25 protein-coding genes are annotated in these 22837 nt (G+C 52.0%); 13 read left to right on the top strand and 12 right to left on the bottom strand.

Annotation, left to right across the window (positions count from 1 at the left end; all coding sequences use genetic code 11):
- From WBG83_RS21175 to WBG83_RS21145, 7 genes are all read right to left on the bottom strand, one after another.
- On the bottom strand, positions 1 to 1056 hold a 1056-nt coding region (locus tag WBG83_RS21175; protein ID WP_336747361.1), incomplete at its 3' end, for an IS256 family transposase.
- Positions 1057 to 1172: 116 nt separating this feature from the next.
- Positions 1173 to 1316 carry a hypothetical protein gene (locus WBG83_RS21170; RefSeq protein WP_336747359.1) on the bottom strand — a complete coding sequence of 48 codons (144 nt, stop codon included), beginning with the start codon at positions 1314 to 1316 and terminating at the stop codon, positions 1173 to 1175.
- Positions 1317 to 1978: 662 nt separating this feature from the next.
- Positions 1979 to 2593 carry a glycosyltransferase family 2 protein gene (locus WBG83_RS21165; protein WP_336747357.1) on the bottom strand — a complete coding sequence of 205 codons (615 nt, stop codon included), beginning with the start codon at positions 2591 to 2593 and terminating at the stop codon, positions 1979 to 1981.
- 393 nt (positions 2594 to 2986) lie between these two features.
- Positions 2987 to 3847, bottom strand: coding sequence for a hypothetical protein (locus WBG83_RS21160; RefSeq protein WP_336747356.1), 861 nt, complete (start codon positions 3845 to 3847; stop codon positions 2987 to 2989).
- Between the two features lie 7 nt (positions 3848 to 3854).
- Positions 3855 to 4175, bottom strand: coding sequence for a hypothetical protein (locus WBG83_RS21155; protein WP_336747355.1), 321 nt, complete (start codon positions 4173 to 4175; stop codon positions 3855 to 3857).
- Positions 4172 to 4504, bottom strand: coding sequence for a hypothetical protein (locus WBG83_RS21150; RefSeq protein WP_336747354.1), 333 nt, complete (start codon positions 4502 to 4504; stop codon positions 4172 to 4174). Before WBG83_RS21150 ends, WBG83_RS21155 begins: the two co-directional genes overlap by 4 nt.
- A 126-nt stretch (positions 4505 to 4630) precedes the next feature.
- Complete coding sequence (locus WBG83_RS21145; protein WP_336747353.1) at positions 4631 to 4918, bottom strand: nucleoside-diphosphate sugar epimerase; 288 nt, start codon at positions 4916 to 4918, stop codon at positions 4631 to 4633.
- A 209-nt stretch (positions 4919 to 5127) separates the two neighbouring features.
- Here WBG83_RS21145 and WBG83_RS21140 point away from each other — a divergent pair, with 209 nt between their 5' ends.
- On the top strand, positions 5128 to 6276 hold the full coding sequence (locus WBG83_RS21140) for an NAD(P)-dependent oxidoreductase (protein WP_336747352.1): 1149 nt from the start codon (positions 5128 to 5130) through the stop codon (positions 6274 to 6276).
- Between the two features lie 5 nt (positions 6277 to 6281).
- Complete coding sequence (locus WBG83_RS21135; protein ID WP_336747351.1) at positions 6282 to 7679, top strand: SulP family inorganic anion transporter; 1398 nt, start codon at positions 6282 to 6284, stop codon at positions 7677 to 7679.
- A 61-nt stretch (positions 7680 to 7740) separates the two neighbouring features.
- Here the strand turns inward: WBG83_RS21135 and WBG83_RS21130 are convergent, their stop codons facing one another.
- Positions 7741 to 8661: a glycosyltransferase family 2 protein gene (locus WBG83_RS21130; RefSeq protein WP_336747350.1), complete on the bottom strand. Its 921-nt coding sequence runs from the start codon at positions 8659 to 8661 to the stop codon at positions 7741 to 7743.
- 249 nt (positions 8662 to 8910) lie between these two features.
- Between WBG83_RS21130 and WBG83_RS21125 the strand changes: the two genes are divergently transcribed.
- Complete coding sequence (locus WBG83_RS21125; protein ID WP_336747349.1) at positions 8911 to 9519, top strand: glycosyltransferase family 2 protein; 609 nt, start codon at positions 8911 to 8913, stop codon at positions 9517 to 9519.
- Positions 9520 to 9638: 119 nt separating this feature from the next.
- Here WBG83_RS21125 and WBG83_RS21120 read toward each other — a convergent pair whose 3' ends face one another.
- Positions 9639 to 10229, bottom strand: a complete 591-nt coding sequence (locus WBG83_RS21120; protein ID WP_336747348.1) for a class I SAM-dependent methyltransferase — start codon at positions 10227 to 10229, stop codon at positions 9639 to 9641.
- A 27-nt stretch (positions 10230 to 10256) separates the two neighbouring features.
- Positions 10257 to 10658: a fascin domain-containing protein gene (locus tag WBG83_RS21115; RefSeq protein ID WP_336747347.1), complete on the bottom strand. Its 402-nt coding sequence runs from the start codon at positions 10656 to 10658 to the stop codon at positions 10257 to 10259.
- Positions 10659 to 10877: 219 nt separating this feature from the next.
- Between WBG83_RS21115 and WBG83_RS21110 the strand changes: the two genes are divergently transcribed.
- Genes WBG83_RS21110 through WBG83_RS21065 form a run of 10 tightly spaced genes read left to right on the top strand, consistent with a single transcriptional unit; the run spans position 10878 to position 19979 of the window.
- The gene (locus WBG83_RS21110; RefSeq protein ID WP_336747346.1) at positions 10878 to 11585 is read left to right on the top strand and encodes a hypothetical protein; all 708 of its coding nucleotides are present in this window, start codon (positions 10878 to 10880) and stop codon (positions 11583 to 11585) included.
- A 41-nt stretch (positions 11586 to 11626) separates the two neighbouring features.
- The gene (locus WBG83_RS21105; protein WP_336747345.1) at positions 11627 to 12202 is read left to right on the top strand and encodes a glycosyltransferase family A protein; all 576 of its coding nucleotides are present in this window, start codon (positions 11627 to 11629) and stop codon (positions 12200 to 12202) included.
- 15 nt (positions 12203 to 12217) lie between these two features.
- Positions 12218 to 13009 carry a hypothetical protein gene (locus WBG83_RS21100; RefSeq protein ID WP_336747344.1) on the top strand — a complete coding sequence of 264 codons (792 nt, stop codon included), beginning with the start codon at positions 12218 to 12220 and terminating at the stop codon, positions 13007 to 13009.
- A 25-nt stretch (positions 13010 to 13034) separates the two neighbouring features.
- Entirely contained in the window at positions 13035 to 14762 is a 1728-nt protein-coding gene (locus tag WBG83_RS21095) for a glycosyltransferase (protein ID WP_336747343.1), read from the top strand.
- A gap of 52 nt (positions 14763 to 14814) precedes the next feature.
- Complete coding sequence (locus WBG83_RS21090; protein WP_336747342.1) at positions 14815 to 15936, top strand: DegT/DnrJ/EryC1/StrS family aminotransferase; 1122 nt, start codon at positions 14815 to 14817, stop codon at positions 15934 to 15936.
- Positions 15937 to 15981: 45 nt separating this feature from the next.
- The gene (locus WBG83_RS21085) at positions 15982 to 16476 is read left to right on the top strand and encodes a GNAT family N-acetyltransferase (protein WP_336747340.1); all 495 of its coding nucleotides are present in this window, start codon (positions 15982 to 15984) and stop codon (positions 16474 to 16476) included.
- A gap of 59 nt (positions 16477 to 16535) precedes the next feature.
- Positions 16536 to 17408, top strand: a complete 873-nt coding sequence (locus WBG83_RS21080) for an O-fucosyltransferase family protein (RefSeq protein WP_336747339.1) — start codon at positions 16536 to 16538, stop codon at positions 17406 to 17408.
- Between the two features lie 18 nt (positions 17409 to 17426).
- The gene (locus WBG83_RS21075; protein WP_336747338.1) at positions 17427 to 18128 is read left to right on the top strand and encodes a class I SAM-dependent methyltransferase; all 702 of its coding nucleotides are present in this window, start codon (positions 17427 to 17429) and stop codon (positions 18126 to 18128) included.
- Positions 18129 to 18145: 17 nt separating this feature from the next.
- Positions 18146 to 18988 carry a glycosyltransferase family 2 protein gene (locus tag WBG83_RS21070; RefSeq protein WP_336747337.1) on the top strand — a complete coding sequence of 281 codons (843 nt, stop codon included), beginning with the start codon at positions 18146 to 18148 and terminating at the stop codon, positions 18986 to 18988.
- A 25-nt stretch (positions 18989 to 19013) separates the two neighbouring features.
- Positions 19014 to 19979, top strand: a complete 966-nt coding sequence (locus WBG83_RS21065; protein ID WP_336747335.1) for a glycosyltransferase family 4 protein — start codon at positions 19014 to 19016, stop codon at positions 19977 to 19979.
- 63 nt (positions 19980 to 20042) lie between these two features.
- Here WBG83_RS21065 and WBG83_RS21060 read toward each other — a convergent pair whose 3' ends face one another.
- Positions 20043 to 21116, bottom strand: coding sequence for a glycosyltransferase (locus WBG83_RS21060; RefSeq protein ID WP_336747333.1), 1074 nt, complete (start codon positions 21114 to 21116; stop codon positions 20043 to 20045).
- 113 nt (positions 21117 to 21229) lie between these two features.
- Positions 21230 to 22837 (bottom strand): beta strand repeat-containing protein (locus tag WBG83_RS21055; RefSeq protein WP_336747332.1); only part of this gene is annotated, 1608 nt, incomplete at its 5' end.

Here is a 22837-nt window from a genome sequence, read left to right as displayed (position 1 = left end):
TACCTTACGCAATTGGCGATGGTAGCCTTCAATCATGTTGGTTGTGTAGATCATTTTGCGAAGCTCTGGCGGGTACATAAAAAAGGTCGAGAGCTCATCCCAGTTCTGCCGCCATGACTTCATAATGAGTGGATACTTCTGGCCCCACGCTTCTTCAAAGCGCTCCAACTCCAGCAAGGCCGCTTCCTCAGTTGCCGCTTTGTAAATCGGCTTTAAGTCCGCTGTCACACGCTTCAAATCCTTGTAGGATACATACCGAACCGAATTGCGAATTTGATGGACGATGCATTTCTGAATATCTGTTTTGGGGTAACATGCACCGATGGCCTGACTGAAACCCGTCAAATTATCCACGCACACGAGCAAGATATCCTGGACACCCCGGTTCTTCAGATCGTTCAGCACGCTCATCCAGAACTTGGCCGACTCGTTTTCACCAATCCAGATCCCGAGCACATCCTTATTACCATCCAAATCAACGCCAATGACCATGTAAGCTGCCTTGTTGACAATGGCTCCGTCCTGTTTCACCTTGAAGTGAATCGCATCTAAAAAGACAACGGCGTAAATGGGCTGCAAGGGTCGGTTATGCCATTCCTTGATTAAGGGCATGATTTTATTGGTAACATTGGAAATAAGCGCAGGCGATACTTCTATGCCGTATAATCCTTGCAAATGATCCTGAATGTCTCGCGTGCTGACACCTTTGGCATACAAGGCGGTGATTTGATCCTCGATGCCCGTCATGTTCGTTTGGTTCTTCTTGATAACCACGGGCTCAAACTCGCCCAGTCGATCACGCGGCACTTGAATCTCCATATCACCGTATTCAGTGTGAATCGTTTTTTTTCCATAGCCGTTTCGACTGTTCTTGGTTTGCTTGTTCTGGTCGTACGGAGTGTAGTCGAGCTGCGTATCCAGTTCCGCTTTCAGGGTGGCCTCCAGCACATCTTTAAACATGTCTTTCAAGGTTGCTTGGATGTGCTCCACCGATTGGAATTGATGTTCCTTTACTAAAGCGCTTATGTCTTGTTTACTCCAAAATTTCGTTGTCATGTTCGTTTCCTCCGAATTCGATTGTTGATAGGTTTAGTATGTCCCATCTCCATCGTTTTCAAAGGTTCCAGCTTTTATTTTACACTCCCCTTAATCCAACGACAGAACACATCTATTTAGCCCCACAGGATATCTAACCGGTAGACCTTGTCATACAATGCGTGAAATCTTCGCTCCTTGCTTTCCTTGGCCGCATGACCTAGTTTCTCTTGGAGTTGTTGAACGTTTTCCTTTGGTGTCGTTAGCCCCTTGGCATTCACTGACTCGTACCTCCTCAAGGCACTTGAACAAAGCAGGGCTCCTTCCCTCCATGTGTTGTCCTGCGTTCCTCGGTAGGATGAGCCCCTCAGACTCCCTTCCTGCAGACGGCTCATTTCACCTTCTGAGCTTATAGAGCGCCTCGCTACCAAAAAAAACTTCCCGTGCAGTGCAGGGGAGGGTCTCCCCAGTTCACTGCATCCTCTTTCATACCATGCCGATCCCTCTTCTTCACTGCCGTTCCAAGTTCAAAGCAGCTTCCTTGGCCTTCATCCATATACTCGGGATTCGGCTTCCTCTTTTCCCTCTTGCGTAGGCCTTTTTGACGACGCGGCAGGATTCACTTTATGTTACGGCCTGGCATGTCGCTCGCCCTGTCTCTGATAGGTACTTTCGTCGATACGCTTCTACGCACAGATTTCGCCGTACGCAGGTATCCTAGCTACACGGGGGCTTGGCCCTTCCCGCGACCGGACTTTCACCGGCTAGAAGATGCGTGCTTAGCTGGGCACGCAATACAGCAAAAAGCCTCTGTCCGCACCCTGACAGAGGCTAACCTGCAATAGGCTTCGTCATTAACCGCGGATTCGGCTTGTCAAATCCGCTCCGCCGGCTTTCCTTTTCCCTCCGAAGCTTGGTTGGATAACACCACGATTTGAATCGTCTATTTATGATAATAGATCCACGGCTGAGGGTTTCCCCGCTCCAGCTCCTGCTTCAAAAAACGCAAATTCCGCTCTCGCTTGCCGGGCTCCTGCGCTGCTGATTTCATGTAGCCGTAATGATACAGCTTGACCGGAAGAAATTGCGATTGATCAGCTTGCTCCTCCGGTGTTAAAATCTTCGCCACATTCAGCGTTTCATGGGCCGCTCCCTCAAATTGAAACCCGCAACCCCTTCGAAATAACCGGATTTGCCTGAGCGAATAGGTCAAGCCCGGGTCCAGTGTCTCCCCGTAGTAATGAATCGTGTCAACCGAAAGAAGCCGGTGCTCCGGCATGAGAAGTGCTTCACGCAAAGTCCACCGGTCCTCCGGCTCCACTTCCTCATCCGCATCCAGCCATAAAATCCACTCTCCCGCCGCCTTCTCTATCCCGGCGTTGCGGGCTGCGGCGAAATCGTCCTCCCACCGATAAAAAACAACACTCGCTCCGAAGGAATGACAAATATCGACGGTTCTGTCTGTCGATCCGGTATCCACTATAATCATCTCATCCACGACATCCTGCACACTTTTCAAGCACCGTGCGATGTGGCGTTCTTCATTGCGAACGATCATACATAACGAAAGTCTCCCCATCATCCGATGAATCGAAAACACCTCCATGCAGCCGTTATTCCGCCAATTGAAGCTCATATGCAATGGTAACCGAGGTGCCCTGCGGCGAGTGCCTGCAGGGCACCTAGGCTTGGCCCGCTATGAACGAAATGAGTATCATGTCGGGGGTGCTTGCTTTTTGCTTAGTTCATCTTATGCTGCCCGACCTGATTTATTCCGTGTTCGGGGCGGGTGGCGGGTTTCCCAGCCGCCTCCCCGCTTTTCCCATTCTGATCAAGCGTACAGCAGCTTCCAACGCGCGCGGAGCCCCAGCGCGCGCTGGAAGCTGCGTGGCGGTCGGTCGAGCCCCAGTAAACGAAACGCAGACAAGCACCTCTCCATACGGTAGAGATGCTACACTGCTTTTCGCTTCAATTTATGCCGGGCAGGGCGCTTCTCTTGCTTGCAGGCTTTGGGCCGTTTGCTTTTCTTGCCGTCGCCCCTGCCGGAGCTTCGCGTCTTGCCGCCCGCTTTTCCTGCATGCCTCGGGCTGTACGACTTCGTCTCCGAAGGCTCCTCACCCTCCCTAACGCCCAATCTCCCTTCACCTAATGGTTCACTATCCGGCTCCATCGGCGGCTGCGAATACTCGTCCATCTGCCTATTCCATAGGCCTGCCGGCTCCTCCAGCGGCACCTGCAGCAGCTGTTCCCATTCTTCATGACGGATGTCCTGTTTAATCACCGCCAAATGATACATGATCCGATCCGGATGATGACGTTCGGTTTGGCGCAGCAGCCGGAAATCCACACCGGTCTGCAGCAGCATATCGCCAGCCAATACACACGGCCCTGGCTGCACGGCTTCCCCTACGGATGGCTCAGCTTCGGTCCTTGAGCCGGCGTCTATACCCGGTGCGTCCATCTCCATGCCAGGAGCCTGTGGAAGGAAGTCCTGCCTGGTTTCATCAAGCGTTTGCTCATCACATAACCTGTTGCCGTCCGAGCCTGCCGTCTGCAATACCGGATAGTCAACGGGGGCTACGATGCACACAATCGCCTTATGCCGGGAAAGCCGGTAAATCTCGCGCATCGTCTTCATAAAATCTGTCACATCTTGAAGCACATCGCAGGCCATAACGAAGCTGGCCGTATGATCCGGAAGTGGAATACCCCGATTGATGTCACAAACGATATCCACGCCCGGGTAGGCGACGTAATCGATGCCGATACACCCCTCATGCCTGCGATTTCCGCAGCCGATATCCACCTTCATCTGCTCTTCACCCATTTCTTTGGTGTTGGTAGACTGCTTCCTTTCCTCGCCGGCCGCGTAGGACCTGCGGATGGAGCCACGGTAATGCAGGATGCCCTCCACGGTTCGTAAATACGCGGACGTTCATCATTTTATCCGCCAGCACACGCTGATACATGCTGATTTTGACCAAATTGTCACGAAGCTGGCTGTCCGCAGCCTGAGCATGCACGATAGCGCCGGCTGTATTCTCCAGCATTACGGCCAGCGCCTGCTGGCTGCGGACGAGCGATTCCAGCAAATCCAGCTTTAACCGCTCTCTCCGTTCGAATAAATCGAACTGCCTCATGCTTCCCCGTCTCCTAAATCAAACATGTCTCCTCCCCCGAAGCCGCCGCCGGAAGATTCGTTCTCGCCAAGCAAAATGCTCAGATTTTTCCCAAGTCCCTGCTCCATTTTGGTCAAGCTGTCGACGACTTCGATCAACTGTTCATGAATGGTAATCGATTGCTTTAGCTGATCGGTGTGCTCCGAGAAAACATGAGGGACCAGATGATTGCAAATCCACTGCTTTGTTTTCTCCGCCTCATATGCCTTGGCTTCCAAAATCAGGGCCACATTCATTTGAATATTGGCTGTGGCCTCCAAAATGCGCATAAACGATTCTGATCGCTCCACCACATGTCCTCCTTGCCTGAAGAAGCTATTCAAACACTCGGCAGTATTTCCCTGTCCAAAGCCGCCGGGCTGAAACACGCGCTATAATCAAAATACGATGCCGCTGATTCGGCCGTATCCGGTTCCCTACTCTTCTTCCGTCCCCTTCAATTCCTTCATCACAATGCTTAAATTTTCGGCAATGCCATCTTGAAGCTCTGCGAAGCTGTTTAAGTACGCAGCAATGTTTTTGGACACATCCATCGCACTGGCGGTTACGTCCAGAACACTGCCGAAGGTCATTCCTACATCGGGAATCGCAACAATAATCTGGGACATACGGACGGCAATATGCCGCTTGGCATCTAAAATTTTGGCCATTTCCCCGTGTGATTTCGCCATATGCTCAATCGTATCCGTCACTCTTTGCTCCACGGATCATCACCTCTTCCAGCAGTATATGTTTGATTCGGGCAAGGGTTCCGGCGGTCAAAGGGAATGTGGTATTCGTCTATCCGAAGCTCACAATAAATTGAAGAATGATAGATGTCCGTGCTAGATTCCCGTTATTCGTACATGCAATGCCTCCTGCCGCTTCATATAGTGTATAGATTCCAACTCTATTACGACAAGGTGGTGAAGCTATGAGTCTACCGATTCGAATCGGCATTGCCGGCACCGGCTTTATCGCCCGCGGCTTATTGCTTGCTCTTGACCTGCATTCCGACCTGACCGTCCACAAGGTGCTGACACGGCGGCGTATAGCCGAATGCACCGATTTTCCAAAGCCGGGATTAATCACGAACTCCGTTGAGGAGCTGATCCGTAATTCCGATCTCGTTGTAGAATGCAGCGGAAGCGTGATTGAAGCTACGGAGACAGTCGATGCGGTTCTGAAGGCTTCCGTGCCCGTTATTACCATGAATGCCGAGCTGCAAATAACGACAGGGTCCTATTTTGCCGAAAAGGGCTTGTTCACCGAATCGGAGGGCGATCAGCCGGGCTGCCTGGCCGCCTTGCGGGAAAATGTGCTGCAAATGGGCTTTAAACCGTTGGTATACGGCAATATCAAGGGATTCCTGGATTTGAACCCGACGGAGGAGAACATGAAATTGTGGTCCAGGCGGCATGGCATTAGTCTGCCAATGGTCACCGCATTTACAGACGGCACCAAAATTCAAATCGAGCAAGTCCTTGTCGCCAACGGGCTGGGGGCAGGACTTGTTGTACCGGGTCTGCTCGGACCGGAAGCTCCGGATACGGAAGCCGGCGGCAGTATACTGGCTGCGGAAGCGAAGCGCCTCGGCTTTCCCATCAGCGACTTCATTTTATCCCCGAAATCCCCCGCCGGTGTATTCATTGTTGCCGAGCATGATACACGGCAGCGTGATGCGCTGTCCTATTTCAAAATGGGCGGCGGCCCTACCTACACCCTGCTGCATAATTACCATTTATGCCATTTGGAAATTGTCAAAACGATTCGGCGGGTAGTGGCAGGCGGCGGCGTACTGCTGAACAATTCCGCCCGGCCCAGGTACAGTGTTGCGGCAATCGCCAAAAAAAGATTGGCTCCCGGGCTTAAGATGAAAAAAGGGATTGGCAGCTTTGATGTGCGCGGCCACGCCATCTCCATCAAACATGAGCCTGAGCATATTCCTATCGGGCTGCTTGCGGATGCAACAGTTATCCGGCCGATCGAGCCGGATCAAATGATTCGTTTCGCAGATGTGAACCTGCCGGATAGCCTCGCAGCAGCAATTTGGCGGAATATCAAAACCAGAGTGGAGGGCTGACCGTTGTGTTAAACCGTATCAAACAAACATGGTTTTCCAATATCCGCGCCGATGTGCTCGCCGGCATTACAGCCACCTTGGCATTAATCCCGGATTCGATTGCCTTCTCTTTTATCGCCGGGGTCAATCCCATGGTCGGCATTTATACTTCGGTATGTATTCTTCTGATTATTTCGTTCTTTGGAGGCCGGCCGGCCATGATCTCGGCGGCAGCCGGCTCCATGGCCGTACTCATGACGCTGCTTGTAGCGGAGCACGGCATTCAATATTTATTTGCCGCCACCATTCTGACCGGGATTCTTCAGTTTCTTATGGGTGTATTCAAGCTGGGCAAGCTGATGAATTTTGTCCCTCATGCCGTCATCAAAGGCTTTATTAACGCGCTGGCTATCCTCATCTTCCTCGCCCAGCTTCCCCATTTCACCGGGCAGTCCTGGCCCATGTACGCCATGGTCGCCGGAACCCTTGCAATCATCTACTTGCTTCCTCTCCTGACGAAGGCTGTTCCGTCACCTCTCATAGCCGTCGTTATCATGACCGTCCTCGCCGTCGGCTTGGGATGGAGGATGACGACCGTGGGAGACACGGCAACGATCGTCCCTTCGCTGCCAAGCTTCCTGCTCCCGGATGTTCCATGGACCCTAGAGACACTGCTTATCATATTGCCTTATTCGATTTCTCTTGCACTTGTCGGTTACACGGAAACACTGCTTACTCAGGATATGATCGATGATATGACCCGCTCCAAAACGAGCAAAAACAAGGAGATGGCCGGACAAGGCATCGCCAATACGGTCACCGGCTTTTTCGGTGGAATGGCCGGCTGTGCGCTTGTGGCCGAATCGGCGATTAACGTCAAGCTGGGGGGCCGGGGCCGCCTTTCTACGCTTGTAGCCGCGCTGTTTTTGCTGCTGCTTGTACAGCTGCTCGGCGGTGTTGTTTCCCTTATCCCCATGGCGGCGCTCGTCGGCGTCATGATGATGATTTGTTACGAAATTTTTGACTGGAAGTATGTGGGGACCCTGCGCCGCATTCCGAAGGCGGAAGCGCTGGTTATGATTGTGACCGTCGCCGTTACAGTGTTTACCCATAATCTGGCCTTCGGCGTCATCGCCGGGGTTTTGCTAAGCCTCATCCTCTTTGCCTATAAGGCTTCTCTTATCCGAGTGGACCGGGAAATCACGGAGAGCACTGTCATTTACCGCGTTCACGGTCAACTATTTTTCGCCAGCGCAAACGATTTGCTGGACCGCATCGATATTCATTCCGCCCCGGCTCATGTCACCCTGGATTTAACCCGGGCCCATATATGGGACCATGCAGCCGAGCTTGCGCTGCACCAAGCAACAAGCCGCCTCGAAGAGCTCGGGAAACAGGTCGAAGTTCTCCGTTCCCCGAAATAAGGAATTCTCAAGCGAGCATTTGCCGCTGTCGCGGCAAGTGCTTCACTACATACGATTGCCGTTACGATAAATAGTTCGGCACCGGATTAAGCGGAAACTGGTTAAACAGCTGTTTAAATTGCTCTTCACCAGGCCTACCGCCCCATTTTTGAACATAATACTGCTCATACAGGGTCCGCATGAGATCCGGGTTTATCCGCGGCTCGGGATTGCTTTTCTCCAATTGGCCTTCATGAAGAAGCGCCGCCGCAAGGTCGGTAGAGACGAGTTCATACCCGGCCAGCTGCAGCCTGCGGTGGTAATCATCATCCGAGAATTCATGCGGGAAATGAATGTCCCACGGCCCGACCTCGCGTACGGCGGCCATATTATAAGCTGCCAGTGCGCGGCTTGCAGTAAACACCGCTCCCCACTTCTGTCCGGTTATCTGCAGCGTGCCGATCATATCCAGCAGCTTCTCCGTTGTCCCGGGGTGAGCCAGCGCATCATTGCGTGCAAATATAATGACCTCGCAGCCCCGATCGGCCCCGATCCGGTGAAGCAGATTCATCGTTTGGCTGTAGGTGAACGGAACCGGGGGCTGATAAACCGGAACGGCTGCCAGCGCCGGATTGGAGGCAATGGACAATTCCTTCGAATTATCAATCACAAGCGTATTGTTCCACAGCGGCTGAACACTTTGCAGCGCTTGCTGCAGCAAGTCCGGCCGGCCCGTATATCCGACTGCTGCGGCGTATGTGAATGCTTGGGGCGGCAATGGGCTCCCCACTACGGCGGCCGGCTGCCCCGTCAGGTGAAACCGGAATTTTTTTCGCAGCGGCCTCCTTCTTTTTCTTGCGGCCAATCTTGTCTTTTTTAACCGGCCCTTTAACGGCTTCTTCTTTTTGGGTATTTGAATTTTCAGCGGGGTGGTCCGGTGTCCGGCCGCCTGCTTTCTCCTCACGCGTATCCGTGTACGCTTCGCCGCCTGCTTGCGAATCATGCTCGCGCTGCACCTCCATACGGATGGTCGTTGATGGTCATTGACTCATTGCTATACTATGACTTGATTGTTTCCGCTTCATGTACATCCACCCAACGCCGGTGAAATACAGCCATAGCCTACCAAAGCACAGGCATATTTTGCGCAAACGCCCATTTCTTGTGAATCAGGCGTTTGTGCATTTTGAAATGAACGGCTCCCACATACGATGTAACCATACAACATGCTTCAAGCGAAGGAGAATCGGTCATGAAATATATTCTCGGGATCCCCCATACGAGCAGTATGGAGCTGCTCCAGAGAGCAGTCGACAGCATACCGCTTTATCAGCCGCATACCATTGTGGTCGATAACTCCGAAGGGCACAATTTGCGCCATGCCCCTTCCATATCCGGCAAGGTGCAAATTTACAGGCCTCCTATCGTTCTCTCCTTGACGCAGGTGTTCAATTATTTGCTGCAGCGGGGGATGGCGGAAAATGGTGACGCCGTTTTGTTTATGCATGAGGATGCCGAGGCCACGGAGGGGGTTCCGGAGCAGTTTCTCTCCTTGCTCGAACAATACAATCAGGAAGGAAAACGATGGGGAGTCGCGTTCACCAACTACGACGCGCTCGCCGCATTCAATTTGGCCGCTGTCCGCGAGGTCGGCTTGTGGGATACGAACTTTTATGCTTATTATGCCGATAACGACTATTACCGCCGCATACGGGATGCTGGGTATGAAACGGTCGAAACGGAATTGCCCGTCATACATCATGTGAGCATTACCGCCAAATCCAATCCGTACCTCAAAAAGGTATACAGCTCGGTAGAAGCCATTGTCGTTCCTTACTATAAAACCAAATGGGGGGAGTAATACAACCGGGCATGAAAAACCGTTTTTTTGAATGGGGGCTTATCTCCCTTTCAAAAAAACGGTTTTTTCGCGGCATTTTTTCGCAACGTTCTCATTCGAAATCATGACGCAGCCTTCACCTACAGCTTCTGAATCATATAGTTATTCCAATTGGAGCCGACAAACCGGTGTGGAATGGAAATATGCTGCACAAAAGCTGTAGGCCCCGGCCAGCATGGAACATCATCAAACACAATGAATCCGCCTTTGGCAACGAACGGCATCCAGTTCATGAAATCCTGCTTCACATTCTCATAATCGTGATCACCGTCAATGAATAGCAGCCCCGCCTGCCGCTCTGGGGGATAATGGCGCCACATGGTTCGAGAATCTCCTTGCATGGGCGTAATATAACTGCTTAATCCGACCTTGTTCATGTTGGTTTGAAACTCACCGAACACATCGGGAAAATACGTTCTCAGAATTTCCTGATGCTCCGGAGATCCCTTCCAGGTGTCTACAGCATAGACATGGCCTTCCCCTCTATCCTTCACTCCATGCCCAAGCCAGGTCGTTGATCGGCCTCTCCAGGAACCAACCTCAATGACATACCCTGTCGGCGCAAAATGCTTGACCAGCCGGTACAGGTTCATTCCTGCTTCATCGGACACCCACCCCTGAATTGGGGCCACTTTACTCCGAATGTCCATCAGGCGTTCGTGCTCCAGCATGCTTGACCCTCCTCTCACGGTATGCTTCTAAACAACCGCCGCGATTGTAAAATGCTCAAACTGCTGCGGGCGCACCCGGTTGGCAACCACCGTTTTGCCGTCCCCGTCCTCAGCGCATGCGTACATGCCGTTATAGGCTTGTAAGGTATACGACCGGAAAGCAGCCTGATGTAAAATAAACTGCTCCCATGGACCGCACTCCCTCCGATCAGCCACGAGAAGCCCGCCGCGATTAAAATCCGCACACACATAGTGTCCTTGATCATAGGTCTGAAGCGACACGATGCTGTATAGCGGGTCATGAAAGGTGAGCCAGAACATTTCGTATTCTCCCAGCCCATCCCTGTCGGCGCTTAGCTCCCCGCCGCCTCCATGATAGGCGCTAAGATAGGCCGCATGTATCGTTTTCACTGAAACCAAAATCCGCATGTCCGTCCCCCCTTCGTAATATAGTATTCTATTCACCTCCTGCTGCTCTGCTCTCTGATTTCATAGAAATGTAGACCTGCCCGGAAAAGTGCAGGCACATGGCTTATTTACAGGCATGAAATGCAGTGTAATTGTGGTTACCGCCGTTTCCGCAAAGGATGCAAGAGCATAATTTGTATAGATCGTCTGCGCTGGAATACGCCGAAAGGAGGAACAGCAGTGAACCGGGAGGTAACCTTTGAGACCAAATGCTATGAAAAGGACTGGCGCCTCCTTCTGCTAACGCCAAGACTACAAACGATGATTCAATACAACCGGTTTCCGTTCAAAGAAACGATGCTATACATCAACAACGTAAACGATCCGGACGAGGTGGGCTTTTATGCCGGCAAGCTGGTGCAGAACGGCCTGTTGACCTCTTATGTCATCGTCGATACCTATGCCCGGGAGGCGCTGGATTTTTTCGGAATCGATAAGAACAGCTTTAACGGGGGCTATTATTATTCGATCGCCGAGCTCGTCTCCATTTATTTAGCCAAAACGAAGTATATTTTGCATTACTCCAGCGACTCCATCCTGGCGGGAGAGCTGGACTGGATCGAGGCTGCGCTGGAGAAGATGGAATCGGACGCCCGAATCAAGGTTGCCAATCCGACCTGGAACTTTAGTTACGCCTATGCCCGGCAGGAAGCCGAGGAAGAGGACAGCCGGTTTTATGTTGGATACGGATTTTCGGATCAATGCTATTTGATTCGGACGGCGGACTTCAGAGCACGCATCTACAACGAAAAAAATCCGGAATCCGAACGGTATCCGGCTTACGGAGGAGAGCTTTTCGAGAAACGGGTGGATGCATGGATGCGCAACCATCATCATTTACGCATCACATACAAGCATGGAAGCTACATTCACCGGAATTTCGGCTGAAACGTACAGGCCATTGAAATCAAAAGGCGGGGAGCAATCCTATGAATATTTCATTATCCATCCTGATTCCTACCGTTCCTGAACGGATCCAGTTCTTATCGCGTATGGTTCAAGAGCTGGCGCGGCAAACCAAGGGGCGTCCTGTTGAAGTGTTGGCGCTGCTGGATAATAAAAAAAGCACGGTCGGCGCCAAACGGAGCGTATTGCTGGAGCAAGCGAAGGGCGATTACATCGTATTTGTTGATGACGACGACCGGCTGGAGCCCCATTACGTAAGCACGTTATGCGCCTATATCGAAGCAGCGCCGGATGCGGATTGTTTTGTGTTTGACGTAGCGGTGTATTTGAACAACCACTTTTATAAAGTGTGCAAATACGACATCGCGTACACCCATGGAGAAGATCAATCTTATTATTATAGGAAGCCTAATCACTTGATGTGTTACGCAAAACGCATTGCCGCTCTCCATAAGTTTCAGGATATCAGCGGCGGTGAAGATGACGAATGGGGCACCAGAGCAGCCGGCGATATTGTGAATCAAGTGCGCATTCCTCATGTCCTGTATCACTACGATTGCGATCTTACCAAGCCTTCAGACTGGTTCTCTTTATCCTAATCGAGGTGATCCGACTTGATTTGTTTTGCCCTATTGGCTCATGACAATGAGAGCATGCTCGCCGAGCAAATAAAAAACCTCCGGCATTACGTCCCGAACGCCAAAATCACCTTATACAACGGGGGAACCAATCCGGGCTTCGGCCAGAAGCACGGCATTCCGATCTGCCCGTACAGCAGACCGCTGCAGTACGGCAAATTGGGACGATATGTATGGGATATGATGACATGGCTGCAGGAAACAAAGGCGGACTATAAGTACTTCATTAATTTGGATTCCGATGTGTTATTCATCAAGCCCGGCTTCGAGGCATTCATCGACGAAATGATGGAGGGCTTCGACTGTATGGGAGCACACATGCAGGTACAGCATTCCCCGCAGGATAACCCGCAATTTTATCCTGGCATGACGCTGTGGAAGGAATGGCCGAAGTGGCAGCCGTTTTTCCAAACGGACTACTTCGCCCGCTATTTTAATCCCGTCCAAATTTATCGCCATTCGATGGTGGAGCGCATTGTGGCGGAGACGGATCGTTCTCGGCTGGAGCATTTATTGCAGGTGACCGATACCTTTGCAATGGAAGAAATGCTGTATGCAACACTGGCCATGAAATATGGCGGGAGCTGCCGGGAGTACCCGTGGGATTATACCGAAAGCTTACAATACGTGCGCACGGTACAGCCCATCACAGCCCAGGAAATGAAGGCCGCGAAATCGCAGCCGCACTATTACTGGATTCATCCGGTCAAGGACGAAATGCTCCAAATCCTGAGCATGCTGTCGATGCAGCTGGATCTCAAAAAATAACTTCAATGCATTCTGGAGGACGTTTATGATCAATAAACCGTTAGTCAGTATTCTCATTCCCGCCTATAACCGGCCTCATTACTTGCGCCTGGCTCTGGATAGCGCCATCGCGCAAACGTATGCCAACATCGAGATTATCGTTTGTGATGACAGCACCAATTCGGAAGTAGCGGACATGATTCAGCCGTATCTGGCGCAATACCCGCAGATCAGCTATTTCAAAAATGAAACGGTGCTCTTCGTTAAAAATTGGCTGAAGTGCTTGGAATTATCCAGCGGGGAATATGTGAACTACTTAATGGATGACGATCTGTTCCATCCGTACAAAATCGAGCGAATGATGGACTGCTTTCTGGAGCACCCGGACGTGCTGCTCGTTACCTCCCACCGCCAATTAATCGACGAATCCGGAAACAACCGGCCGGATGTATACGCAACACGAAGACTGTTTCATGAGAAGAAGCGGCTAGGCGGCATTGATCTCGGCAACAGCATTTTAACCGAGGGCTACAACGTCATCGGTGAACCGACGACCGTATTGTTCCGGAAAAAGGATTTAATCGAGCCGTTCGGCATTTTCCGGGGCAGACAATACACCACAACGAACGATGTGGCGACATGGCTCTCCTTTTTGTCACGGGGCGATGCGGTTTATTTGCCTGAAACGCTCAGTTACTTCCGCATTCATTCGGGACAAAATCAAAACTCCTCGGCAATCAGCACCTCCTCGCTGGCTGACTGGAGCGAGCTGACTCAGAGTGCGCGCGAGGCCGGCTTTCTGCAGAAGCCGGAACAATACCATGCTGCGCTTACGCTGCAGCTGGAGCGATTATCCGAAATGAAAGCCTCCCCGGTATTCGACCATCATCACGCCCAAATTGATGAGCTTCGGCATCGGCTGGAACAAATCCGGCAGGGCCTGAAGGGAACCGGACTGAAGATCGATTTAGGCTGCGGGGCGAGGAAACAGCCGGGCTACATCGGAATAGACCATCATGCGCTTCCCGGGGTAGATATTGTATGTGACCTGAACGGAACTATCCCGCTGGACGACGATACGGTTGACTATGTCATCGCCTCCCATTCCCTGGAACATATCGATCATGTATTCAATACGATGAAGGAGCTGTACCGGATTTGCCGGCACAAGGCGATTGTTTGTATCGTAGCCCCTTACTATAACACTTCCCTCAACCTGGCCAATCCGTACCATAAACAAGCCTTCAATGAGCATACGCCACGGTTTTTCACCAAAGTTAACAGCACGCTGGTGCCGTATGAGGACTATGAGTTCCCTCATGCCGTAGTGTGGGGATTAGGCGAAAGTGACCATTCCATGCTGGACATTGATTTTCGCTGTGTTAGAATGGAATTTTTTTATTTTCCGGACTTTCTGCATCTGTCTGACACGGAAAAAAGAAAATGCCGCAATCAGCAAGCCAATGTGGTTGATCAAATCATGTACCATTTGGTTGTGAATAAAGCAACCCTCTCTGATGAAGATCTGCGGGATATTTACCACAGCCGCAAGCTGGAGGAGCCGGACCATATTACATTAAGGCGGCAAGCGGATGCCGACAAGCTCCTGCGGCAGCTGCAAGATCCCGCTTTCATGCAGCAGAGGACAGGGAACACGTATGAAATACTGCAATTACAAGCAACGATCGCGGAACAACAAGAACAAATCGACCGGCTTTCCAATAAATTAGTAGCAGTAGAACAAATGATAAACCAGTTGCGTCCGAGAAAGTAGCATTAGCAGGGCTGCAAACGATGGACGCAAGGGAAATGGAGTGCTGCGCTAGATGTCTATACAGCTGTTTACGCCGACGTTCAGAATCGAAGAATGCCTGGATGAAATCAGGGAATGCCTGGAAAAGGGCTGGACCGGACTCGGCTACAAAACAACGGCGTTCGAGGAGAAATGGAAGGAGTACACCGGCCTAACCAACGCCCATTTTTTGAACTCGGCAACGGTCGGTCTCAGCTTGGCGCTTAAAATTTTGAAAATGGAATGCGGCTGGCAGGATCAGGACGAAATTATTACGACCCCTCTCACCTTCGTATCCACCAATCATGCCATCCTTTATGAGGGGCTCCGCCCTGTTTTTGCTGATGTCGATCAGTATCTGTGCCTTGACCCCGAGGATGTGCGGAACAAAATTACCGCTAAGACCAAGGCCGTTCTGTTCGTTGGCATAGGCGGAAATACAGGCCAATATGAACAAATCGCAGCGATTTGCAAGCAAAATCAGTTGAAATTGATTCTGGATGCCGCGCATATGGCGGGAACCCGGCTGCACGGCCAAATTCCGGGCAAGGAAGCAGATGCTGTTGTATATTCCTTTCAAGCCGTTAAAAATTTGCCGACGGCGGACTCCGGCATGATTTGCTTTAAGGACACGAAGCACGATGAATTATGCCGTAAATTAACATGGCTGGGCATCAATAAAGACACCTTCGCCCGTTCGAACGATAAAGGCGCCTACAAATGGAAATATGATGTTGAATATGTCGGCTACAAATATCACGGCAATTCCATTATGGCCAGCATCGGACTGGTGCAATTAAAGTATCTGGATCAAGACAATGCTTACCGCAGACAGCTTGCCAGCTGGTATGATCAGGCGTTTCAAGGGAGAGTGGCAAGCATCCCCGTTGCCGATGGCTGCGAGTCGTCGAGACATCTGTATATCATCGAGGCGAGCAACCGGAATGAGCTGCTGCTAGCCTTGAATGAATGCGGCATATACCCCGGCGTCCATTATCGGGATAATACCGAATACAGGATGTATTCTTATGCGCATGGCACCTGTAAAAACTCGCACCGGACGAGTGAACGAATCATCTCCTTGCCCATGCATCTTAGACTATCCAAGCAAGATGTTGATTTTATTGCTGAAAAAGTGATGACTTACAGCAAATAACGCCTGAGGAGCACTGCAATGGACATTCGGGGAGAACACAACATTATGTTACGTGCGGTTACGGCTCAAGATATCGAGCAAATCCGAGCCTGGAGAAATCAGGACTTCATTCGAACCTCCTTTATTGACCAGGGAATGATAAGCGAGGAACAACAACGCCTTTGGTTTGAACGGTACGTAAACGCTGCAGACGACCAAATGTTTCTCATTATCGAAAAAGAGCCATCCTGCAGACCCGTCGGCACAGCCGCTTTATACCGCATCGATCGGCAGCAATTAACGGCCGAATTCGGCAGACTGATGATCGGTGAGCCGACTGCTTTAGGTAAGGGGTATGGGCAAGAAGCGACCCGCTTGCTGTGTAAGCATGCTTTTCGCCACTTGGGACTAAAGCAACTTTATTTGGAGGTCCTGGAGAACAATTTGCGGGCCATCCGAATTTATCGGCAATGCGGGTTCAAGCCTTCGAGCATAACAGAGAAGAACGGCTTGCGATTAATGAAGATGGTGTTACATGAGTATAAAGCAGAAAGCGGGTAATTCCTATTTTATACTTTCACAATGTCCTGGATGACAATGAAGGCCTTTGCAATCAGCTGATGGGAATATTCAGAACGATCGGAGAAGCGCGATTCTATTCCAGTCCGAATCAAGCTACAGGCATTCTTTTAAACGATGCGCAAACCAGGACTTTAGCAGATACGATTGACGTTAGTACGATTTTTTCAAAAATAAATATCGATTCCCTTGTAGATGTTAATGAACTGACGCAATTGCTTTCGAAGCGGAACATCGAGGTTCGGCGGGTATCAGAGCGTGTTCATCTTCATGAGGCTCAACATCAAATCATTTCCTGCAAGCGGTATCCCCTTCGGCAAATGCTGCCCGCAGAAAACAAAGAGCTGGGCGTTTTTATAGCAGAATCGTTTCCGTTCCCCCGAAAAATACGAAACATCGTCAACGGTATCCTGGATTTAATGTCCGATTCCCCCAAGTGGATGGCTGTTCAATTACGTATTGAAGATGAGCTCGTGCTGTTTCGTCCGGATGGGAACGCCGGTTTTGAAGCCCATGTCCGCAATCAGTTGGATCAGGTACTGGCAATTGTTTCAGCTCATCCTGGCACGCACGCCGTTTATATCGCCTCCGGGATTCGGGAACACAAATTTGCAAGTGTAGTCAAGGCGATCCATGAAACGTTCCCGCATCTCAAACTAACAATGAAAACAGACATTCTGGCAGGCTCCCCGATGCTATGGGAAGAACTGCAGTCATTATGCTTGGAAGAACAAGCTTTGGTAGATTGGCTTGTATGTATAAACGCACCTTTCTTCGCAGGCCCCCATTCATCTTCATTCACTTACCTAGCCGGGTATATGCGGCATTATCGCGGATTGGATGGGGCAGCAACTCATTTATGGCCCGAATATCAGCCCTATTGGGATTTATGGTTTCCTCGTCTTTCATTGTAATTTCAGGAGGGATAACCTTTGCTGCGTTTCTGGGATAAAGTCATCAAGCCCCTGCTCGTCAAATTCGAGCCGGAGCACGTGATCGAAATCGGCTTGTATCTAAATGGCCGCACAACCATTAAGCTGCTGGAATATTGTAAAGTTTTCGAGCGGAAGCTGACCGTCATTGACCCGATCCCGGTGTTTGATACGGAGGCTTATTTGGCCGTGTTCGAAGAGGAGCTGGAGCTGAAACAGAAGTCCAGTCTGGACGCGCTGCCTGAAGCCAAAGCCGCTGATATGGTTCTGATAGACGGCGATCATAACTGGTTTACCGTTTTTCATGAGCTGCTGAGCATTGACAAACACGCGCAGACGGCAGGAAAATTCCCGATCGTCATCCTGCATGATACCGAATGGCCGTACGGCCGGCGGGACTCCTACGCCTTTCCGGAGGCCATTGCGCAGCAATTTCTGAAGCCTCATGCCAAAAAGGGCATTATCGCCGATTGCAGCGAGCTGGCGGAATCCGGCGGCATCAACCTCGATCAGAACAATGCGCTGTTTGAAAACGGAGAGCAGAACGGCGTACTTACAGCCGTGGAGGATTTCATGAAGGTCTCCGCATTCCCGCTGCGCCTCTATCGGTTGTACTCCAATAACGGCCTGGGCATTCTGGCCTCCACGGATGAGAAGAACGATGCTTTGATTCAATATATTATGGATACTTCCGGTTTATAAAGGGGTTGAATCTGACCATGTCCCCGCTCGTTTCCATTATCATCCTCACACGTAACGCTTTACATTATACCGAGCAATGTATAGAAAGCATTTTGCAGCATACTAATGAAGCCTTTGAGCTGATTTTCGTCGATAACGGCTCAACCGACGGAACCCTGGATTATTTGCAAACCGTCCCGAACGCCCGATGCATTCGCAGCGAACAAAACCTCGGCTTCGCCGGCGGGAACAATCAGGGAATGACGGCTGCCACCGGCGAGTATATATGTCTGCTCAACAACGACACCGTCGTGACACCAGGCTGGCTGACGCGCATGCTGGTCTGGCTTATCAAGAACCCGGCCATCGGCATTGTCGGACCGAGATCAAATAATGTCGCCTGGGCGCAGCGAGTCCATCCCTCTTACCAGACGATGACGGAAATGCATCAATTCGCCCAGGAGTGGACGCAGCAGCATAAGGATCAGGGCTTTGTTCCGCATAAATTAATCGGCCACTGCATGCTGTTTCACAAGGAGCTTATTCATCGTATCGGTTTTTTGGACGAACGCTTCTTCCCCGGAAATTATGAGGATGATGATTTCTGCCTTCGCGCCCGCATCAGCGGCAAACAATTATGGGTGGCAAATGATGTGTATATTCATCACTACGGAGGCAGCACCTTCCGCGCCAATCGGTTCAACTATACCTCCAGCGCACTGAATAACGCCGACCGGTTCGCCAGGAAATGGTCGCTCGGCATCTCCGGGTTTGAGCTTGACCATTACGGCTACCAGCCTTCGGAAATTGTCGAACGGGAGAAGCCCTTCCGCGCCGCCAGACATTTCATTCCTGCTCCGTCCCGTCTCCCATCCCCTTAACCTTTGCCGTGAGGAGGCCGATGATATGAAAATTGCGCTCATTAGTCCGGATTATTTCCCCATTCCTCCGGTCAAGTACGGGGGGATTGAACGAGTTGTCTATACGCTGACGGAAACGCTTGTAGACAAAGGACACGAAGTGGTTTTATATGCCCCTCGGGGAAGCCGAACAAGAGCAAAGCTGATCCCTTATTTGCATGAAGGGCAAGACATGTCCCGCATTCCCGGCTTCGTCAAGCTGACCTTGCCCAAAGGCACCGATATCATCCACGACCATACGCAGCTCTCCGTCGTCGGCCGCAGCATGCTGCCCGTCCCGACCGTCTCTACCATTCATAATCCGCTTCACAATCCTGTGGAGCATCCCGTGTATATCAGCAGACGCCACATGGAGCTGTTCGGACAAAACCATGGCACGTACGTATACAACGGCTTAAACCCGAATGAATATGAATTCACGGACCAGAAATCAGATTATTTGCTCTATATTGGGGCCATTATAGGCTATAAAGGGGTCCATCACGCAATTGAGGTGGCCGAACGGACCAATCAGAAGCTGATCATTGCCGGACCGGTTTATGACGGGCCGTACTATCAGCAAGAGATCCTGAGCAAAATGATGGCCAATCCGCGCTCTCACATTCAATACATCGGAGAAGTCGGCGGACAAACCCGCCTTCATCTGTATAAAAACGCGAAATGCGTGCTGTTTCCCACGTTATGCGAGGAGCCGTTCGGCCTGGTGATGATTGAAGCGATGGTTAGCGGAACGCCGGTTCTCGGTCTGGCTAACGGCTCCGTTCCCGAGGTGCTCGGCCGGTTTCCCGAGTTACTATGTCATTCTGTTGAGGACATGGTGGAAAAAGCCCGTTCCGCTGCCTTTCCAAGCCCGATGGAGCTGCGAGAGCATGTCATGAGCAATTTCACAGCCAGCTTGATGGCGGACCGTTATCTGGAAATTTATAAGGAGGTTACCGGTAAAACGTCGTGATGAAGCCTATAAACCAATCGGTGCTGTCCCACTGGATTCCATCCAGCGGAGCAGCACCGATTTTTATTTATTCAATACCGACTCCAGATACGCTTTATTCTGCAGTATGGCCGGATCATCGGGCCGATACTGTCTGGCCAGTTCATTATGCTTGTAAGCCAGCTCATGGTTGCCCAGACGGTCGTAGCAAACACATAGCTGAAGATGCGGAAGCCATGTAGAGCAGGCCGGGTTATAGAAGCCCCAATGGTTTTCCGGCGGCTGCCGATCCGTCGCCAGCTGATACCAGAACACTGCCGTATGAAGTTCGTTTTGATGAAGAAAATAATAGCCGAGACGACAGCAAAACTCCGCGCGCGGGCTCGTATATTGAAAGGATCGCAGGGCTGATTCCAGCTCCTTTTGCCGATTGCCCAGGCGATAATAGCACTCGGCCATTTTGTCGCAGGAGGAAATCTCGTCCTCGATCCATCCTTGCTTCGTTGCCAGAAACTTCTCGTAATACACAATGGCCAGCTCGTTCATTTGATGATCCTTTAGCTCATTGGCGTAATAGTATAAATCTCGCGGGGTGAATTCCTCTCCCCGGGCCATCTTGCTTTGGAAAATATCCAGATTGCGCCTGCTGTGGCGGTGTACCCTGCCATGCGTCACGTTGATGTCGCTGTTGAGAATATTGCCACGCACGTCCAGGTATTCGTGAATCACGCCAAACCATTGGAATTGATTGGATCGCTTCACCAGACGATTCCGCCGGAAATGATTCGTCACATTCCCGTATTGGTCGAAGGCATAATGGTAATTCATGGTTACCGAATCGATGTCGGGAGACAGTGTTTTTTTCAACTCAAGCAGCTTCCGGGCATCCTCCTCCTTCAGCATGTCATCTGCATCGAGCCATAAAATATACTCTTTGGTCGCCTGCTGGAAGGAAAAATTGCGAGCCGCTGAGAAATCATCTATCCAGACAAAATCGAATACCCTTGCGCCAAAATCCGATACAATCGACTTGGTCGCATCCATAGAGCCTGTGTCCACAATAATCATTTCATCGACGGCGGCCGCAACCGAAGACAAGCACCGACCGACGGTTTCCGCCTCATTCTTGACAATCATACAGAGGCTAATTGTAATCATACTCTCACTCCCGGACCTCATTTCGCTTATGAAAAAAAAGGGGCTTCCCACCGGCTATAAATCCGCTTGTCGGGTAGCCCCATAAGAAGTTTATGCTTGCAAGCCATGAAGCATTACTGAAGCTTCTCGATGACGATTTGGCTGCTTCGGTTAGTCGCTGGTATCGTCAAAGCCACAACAGCAGTAACGAATACATCCAGAACATCTGCAGACGTGACCTGGTAAACAAAATCAATAATGACCGGCCCTGTGACGTTAGCCACTGTAGAGGCAATCGTGACCGGCGCTGCTCCGAATCGGACCACCATCGTAGAGGTGACTCCCAATGTGAATATGACCGTCACTGTAATTCGGTAATATCCAGGCTGCAGGGTAAATTGATTTGTGGCGGCATTATACGTGATCGAGCCTACATTCTGGTCCAGGTTATCAAATGGCACCGTTCCTGTCCCCAGTAACGCAAGACTCAGCCCCGAGTTGTCATAACGGCTGGTGAATGTCGATAACCCCGTTCCGGCAGCTCCGGTCGCTCCTGTCGAGCCTACCGCGCCCGTGGCTCCGGTTGCTCCCGTCGAGCCATCTGCTCCCGTAGCTCCAGTTGCTCCGGTCGAGCCTACCGCTCCCGTGGCTCCGGTCGCTCCCGTCGAACCTACCGCGCCCGTGGCTCCGGTCGCTCCCGTCGAGCCATCTGCTCCCGTAGCTCCAGTTGCACCGGTCGAGCCGTCTGCTCCCGTGGCTCCGGTGGCTCCTGTTGCACCGGTCGAGCCTACCGCTCCCGTAGCTCCGGTCGCTCCCGTCGAGCCTATGGCACCTGTGGCTCCGGTTGCCCCAGTCGAGCCTACTGCGCCCGTGGCTCCGGTGGCTCCTGTCAAGCCGTCTGCTCCCGTGGATCCGGTCGCTCCCGTCGAGCCATCTGCTCCCGTAGCTCCAGTTGCACCGGTCGAGCCTACCGCGCCAGTCGCACCTGTGGCTCCGGTCGAGCCGTCTGCTCCCGTGGCTCCGGTGGCTCCCGTCGAGCCATCTGCTCCCGTAGCTCCAGTTGCTCCTGTCGAACCGTCTGCTCCCGTGGCTCCAGTGGCTCCTGTCGAGCCGTCTGCTCCCGTAGCTCCAGTTGCACCGGTCGAGCCTACCGCGCCAGTCGCACCTGTGGCTCCGGTCGAGCCGTCTGCTCCCGTGGCTCCGGTCGCTCCCGTCGAACCTACCGCGCCCGTGGCTCCGGTTGCTCCCGTCGAGCCATCTGCTCCCGTAGCTCCAGTTGCACCGGTCGAGCCTACCGCTCCCGTGGCTCCGGTTGCCCCCGTCGAGCCTACCGCGCCAGTCGCACCTGTGGCTCCGGTCGAGCCTACCGCGCCCGTGGCTCCCGTAGCTCCAGTTGCCCCAGTCGAGCCGTCTGCTCCCGTGGCTCCGGTCGCTCCCGTCGAGCCTACCGCACCTGTGGCTCCGGTGGCTCCCGTCGAGCCATCTGCTCCCGTGGCTCCGGTGGCTCCGGTCGAGCCTACTGCTCCCGTTGCACCTGTGGCTCCGGTCGCTCCCGTCGAACCTACCGCGCCCGTGGCTCCAGTTGCTCCGGTCGAGCCTACTGCTCCCGTGGCTCCGGTTGCTCCTGTCGAACCGTCTGCTCCCGTGGCTCCGGTCGAGCCTATGGCACCCGTGGCTCCAGTTGCTCCTGTCGAGCCATCTGCTCCCGTAGCTCCGGTTGCACCGGTCGAGCCTACCGCACC

The organism is Paenibacillus sp. y28, from assembly GCF_037137075.1.
Lineage (GTDB): Bacteria > Bacillota > Bacilli > Paenibacillales > NBRC-103111 > JBBBNV01.
Note: the sequence above shows the minus strand (reverse complement) of the source record. Positions and strands in the feature narration are given on the sequence as shown.

Excerpts from the sequence above, each read along its gene's own strand:
- WBG83_RS21155 (WP_336747355.1), bottom strand. The coding sequence starts at position 4,175 with ATGAGGCAGTTCGATTTATTCGAACGGAGAGAGCGGTTAAAGCTGGAT.
- WBG83_RS21130 (WP_336747350.1), bottom strand. The coding sequence starts at position 8,661 with ATGATTCGCAAGCAGGCGGCGAAGCGTACACGGATACGCGTGAGGAGA.
- WBG83_RS21085 (WP_336747340.1), top strand. The coding sequence starts at position 15,982 with ATGTTACGTGCGGTTACGGCTCAAGATATCGAGCAAATCCGAGCCTGG.
- WBG83_RS21125 (WP_336747349.1), top strand. The coding sequence starts at position 8,911 with ATGAAATATATTCTCGGGATCCCCCATACGAGCAGTATGGAGCTGCTC.
- WBG83_RS21095 (WP_336747343.1), top strand. The coding sequence starts at position 13,035 with ATGATCAATAAACCGTTAGTCAGTATTCTCATTCCCGCCTATAACCGG.
- WBG83_RS21060 (WP_336747333.1), bottom strand. The coding sequence starts at position 21,116 with ATGATTACAATTAGCCTCTGTATGATTGTCAAGAATGAGGCGGAAACC.
- WBG83_RS21115 (WP_336747347.1), bottom strand. The coding sequence starts at position 10,658 with ATGCGGATTTTGGTTTCAGTGAAAACGATACATGCGGCCTATCTTAGC.
- WBG83_RS21105 (WP_336747345.1), top strand. The coding sequence starts at position 11,627 with ATGAATATTTCATTATCCATCCTGATTCCTACCGTTCCTGAACGGATC.
- WBG83_RS21070 (WP_336747337.1), top strand. The coding sequence starts at position 18,146 with ATGTCCCCGCTCGTTTCCATTATCATCCTCACACGTAACGCTTTACAT.
- WBG83_RS21065 (WP_336747335.1), top strand. The coding sequence starts at position 19,014 with ATGAAAATTGCGCTCATTAGTCCGGATTATTTCCCCATTCCTCCGGTC.
- WBG83_RS21080 (WP_336747339.1), top strand. The coding sequence starts at position 16,536 with ATGGGAATATTCAGAACGATCGGAGAAGCGCGATTCTATTCCAGTCCG.
- WBG83_RS21160 (WP_336747356.1), bottom strand. The coding sequence starts at position 3,847 with ATGAAGGTGGATATCGGCTGCGGAAATCGCAGGCATGAGGGGTGTATC.
- WBG83_RS21140 (WP_336747352.1), top strand. The coding sequence starts at position 5,128 with ATGAGTCTACCGATTCGAATCGGCATTGCCGGCACCGGCTTTATCGCC.
- WBG83_RS21165 (WP_336747357.1), bottom strand. The coding sequence starts at position 2,593 with ATGATCGTTCGCAATGAAGAACGCCACATCGCACGGTGCTTGAAAAGT.
- WBG83_RS21090 (WP_336747342.1), top strand. The coding sequence starts at position 14,815 with ATGTCTATACAGCTGTTTACGCCGACGTTCAGAATCGAAGAATGCCTG.
- WBG83_RS21120 (WP_336747348.1), bottom strand. The coding sequence starts at position 10,229 with ATGCTGGAGCACGAACGCCTGATGGACATTCGGAGTAAAGTGGCCCCA.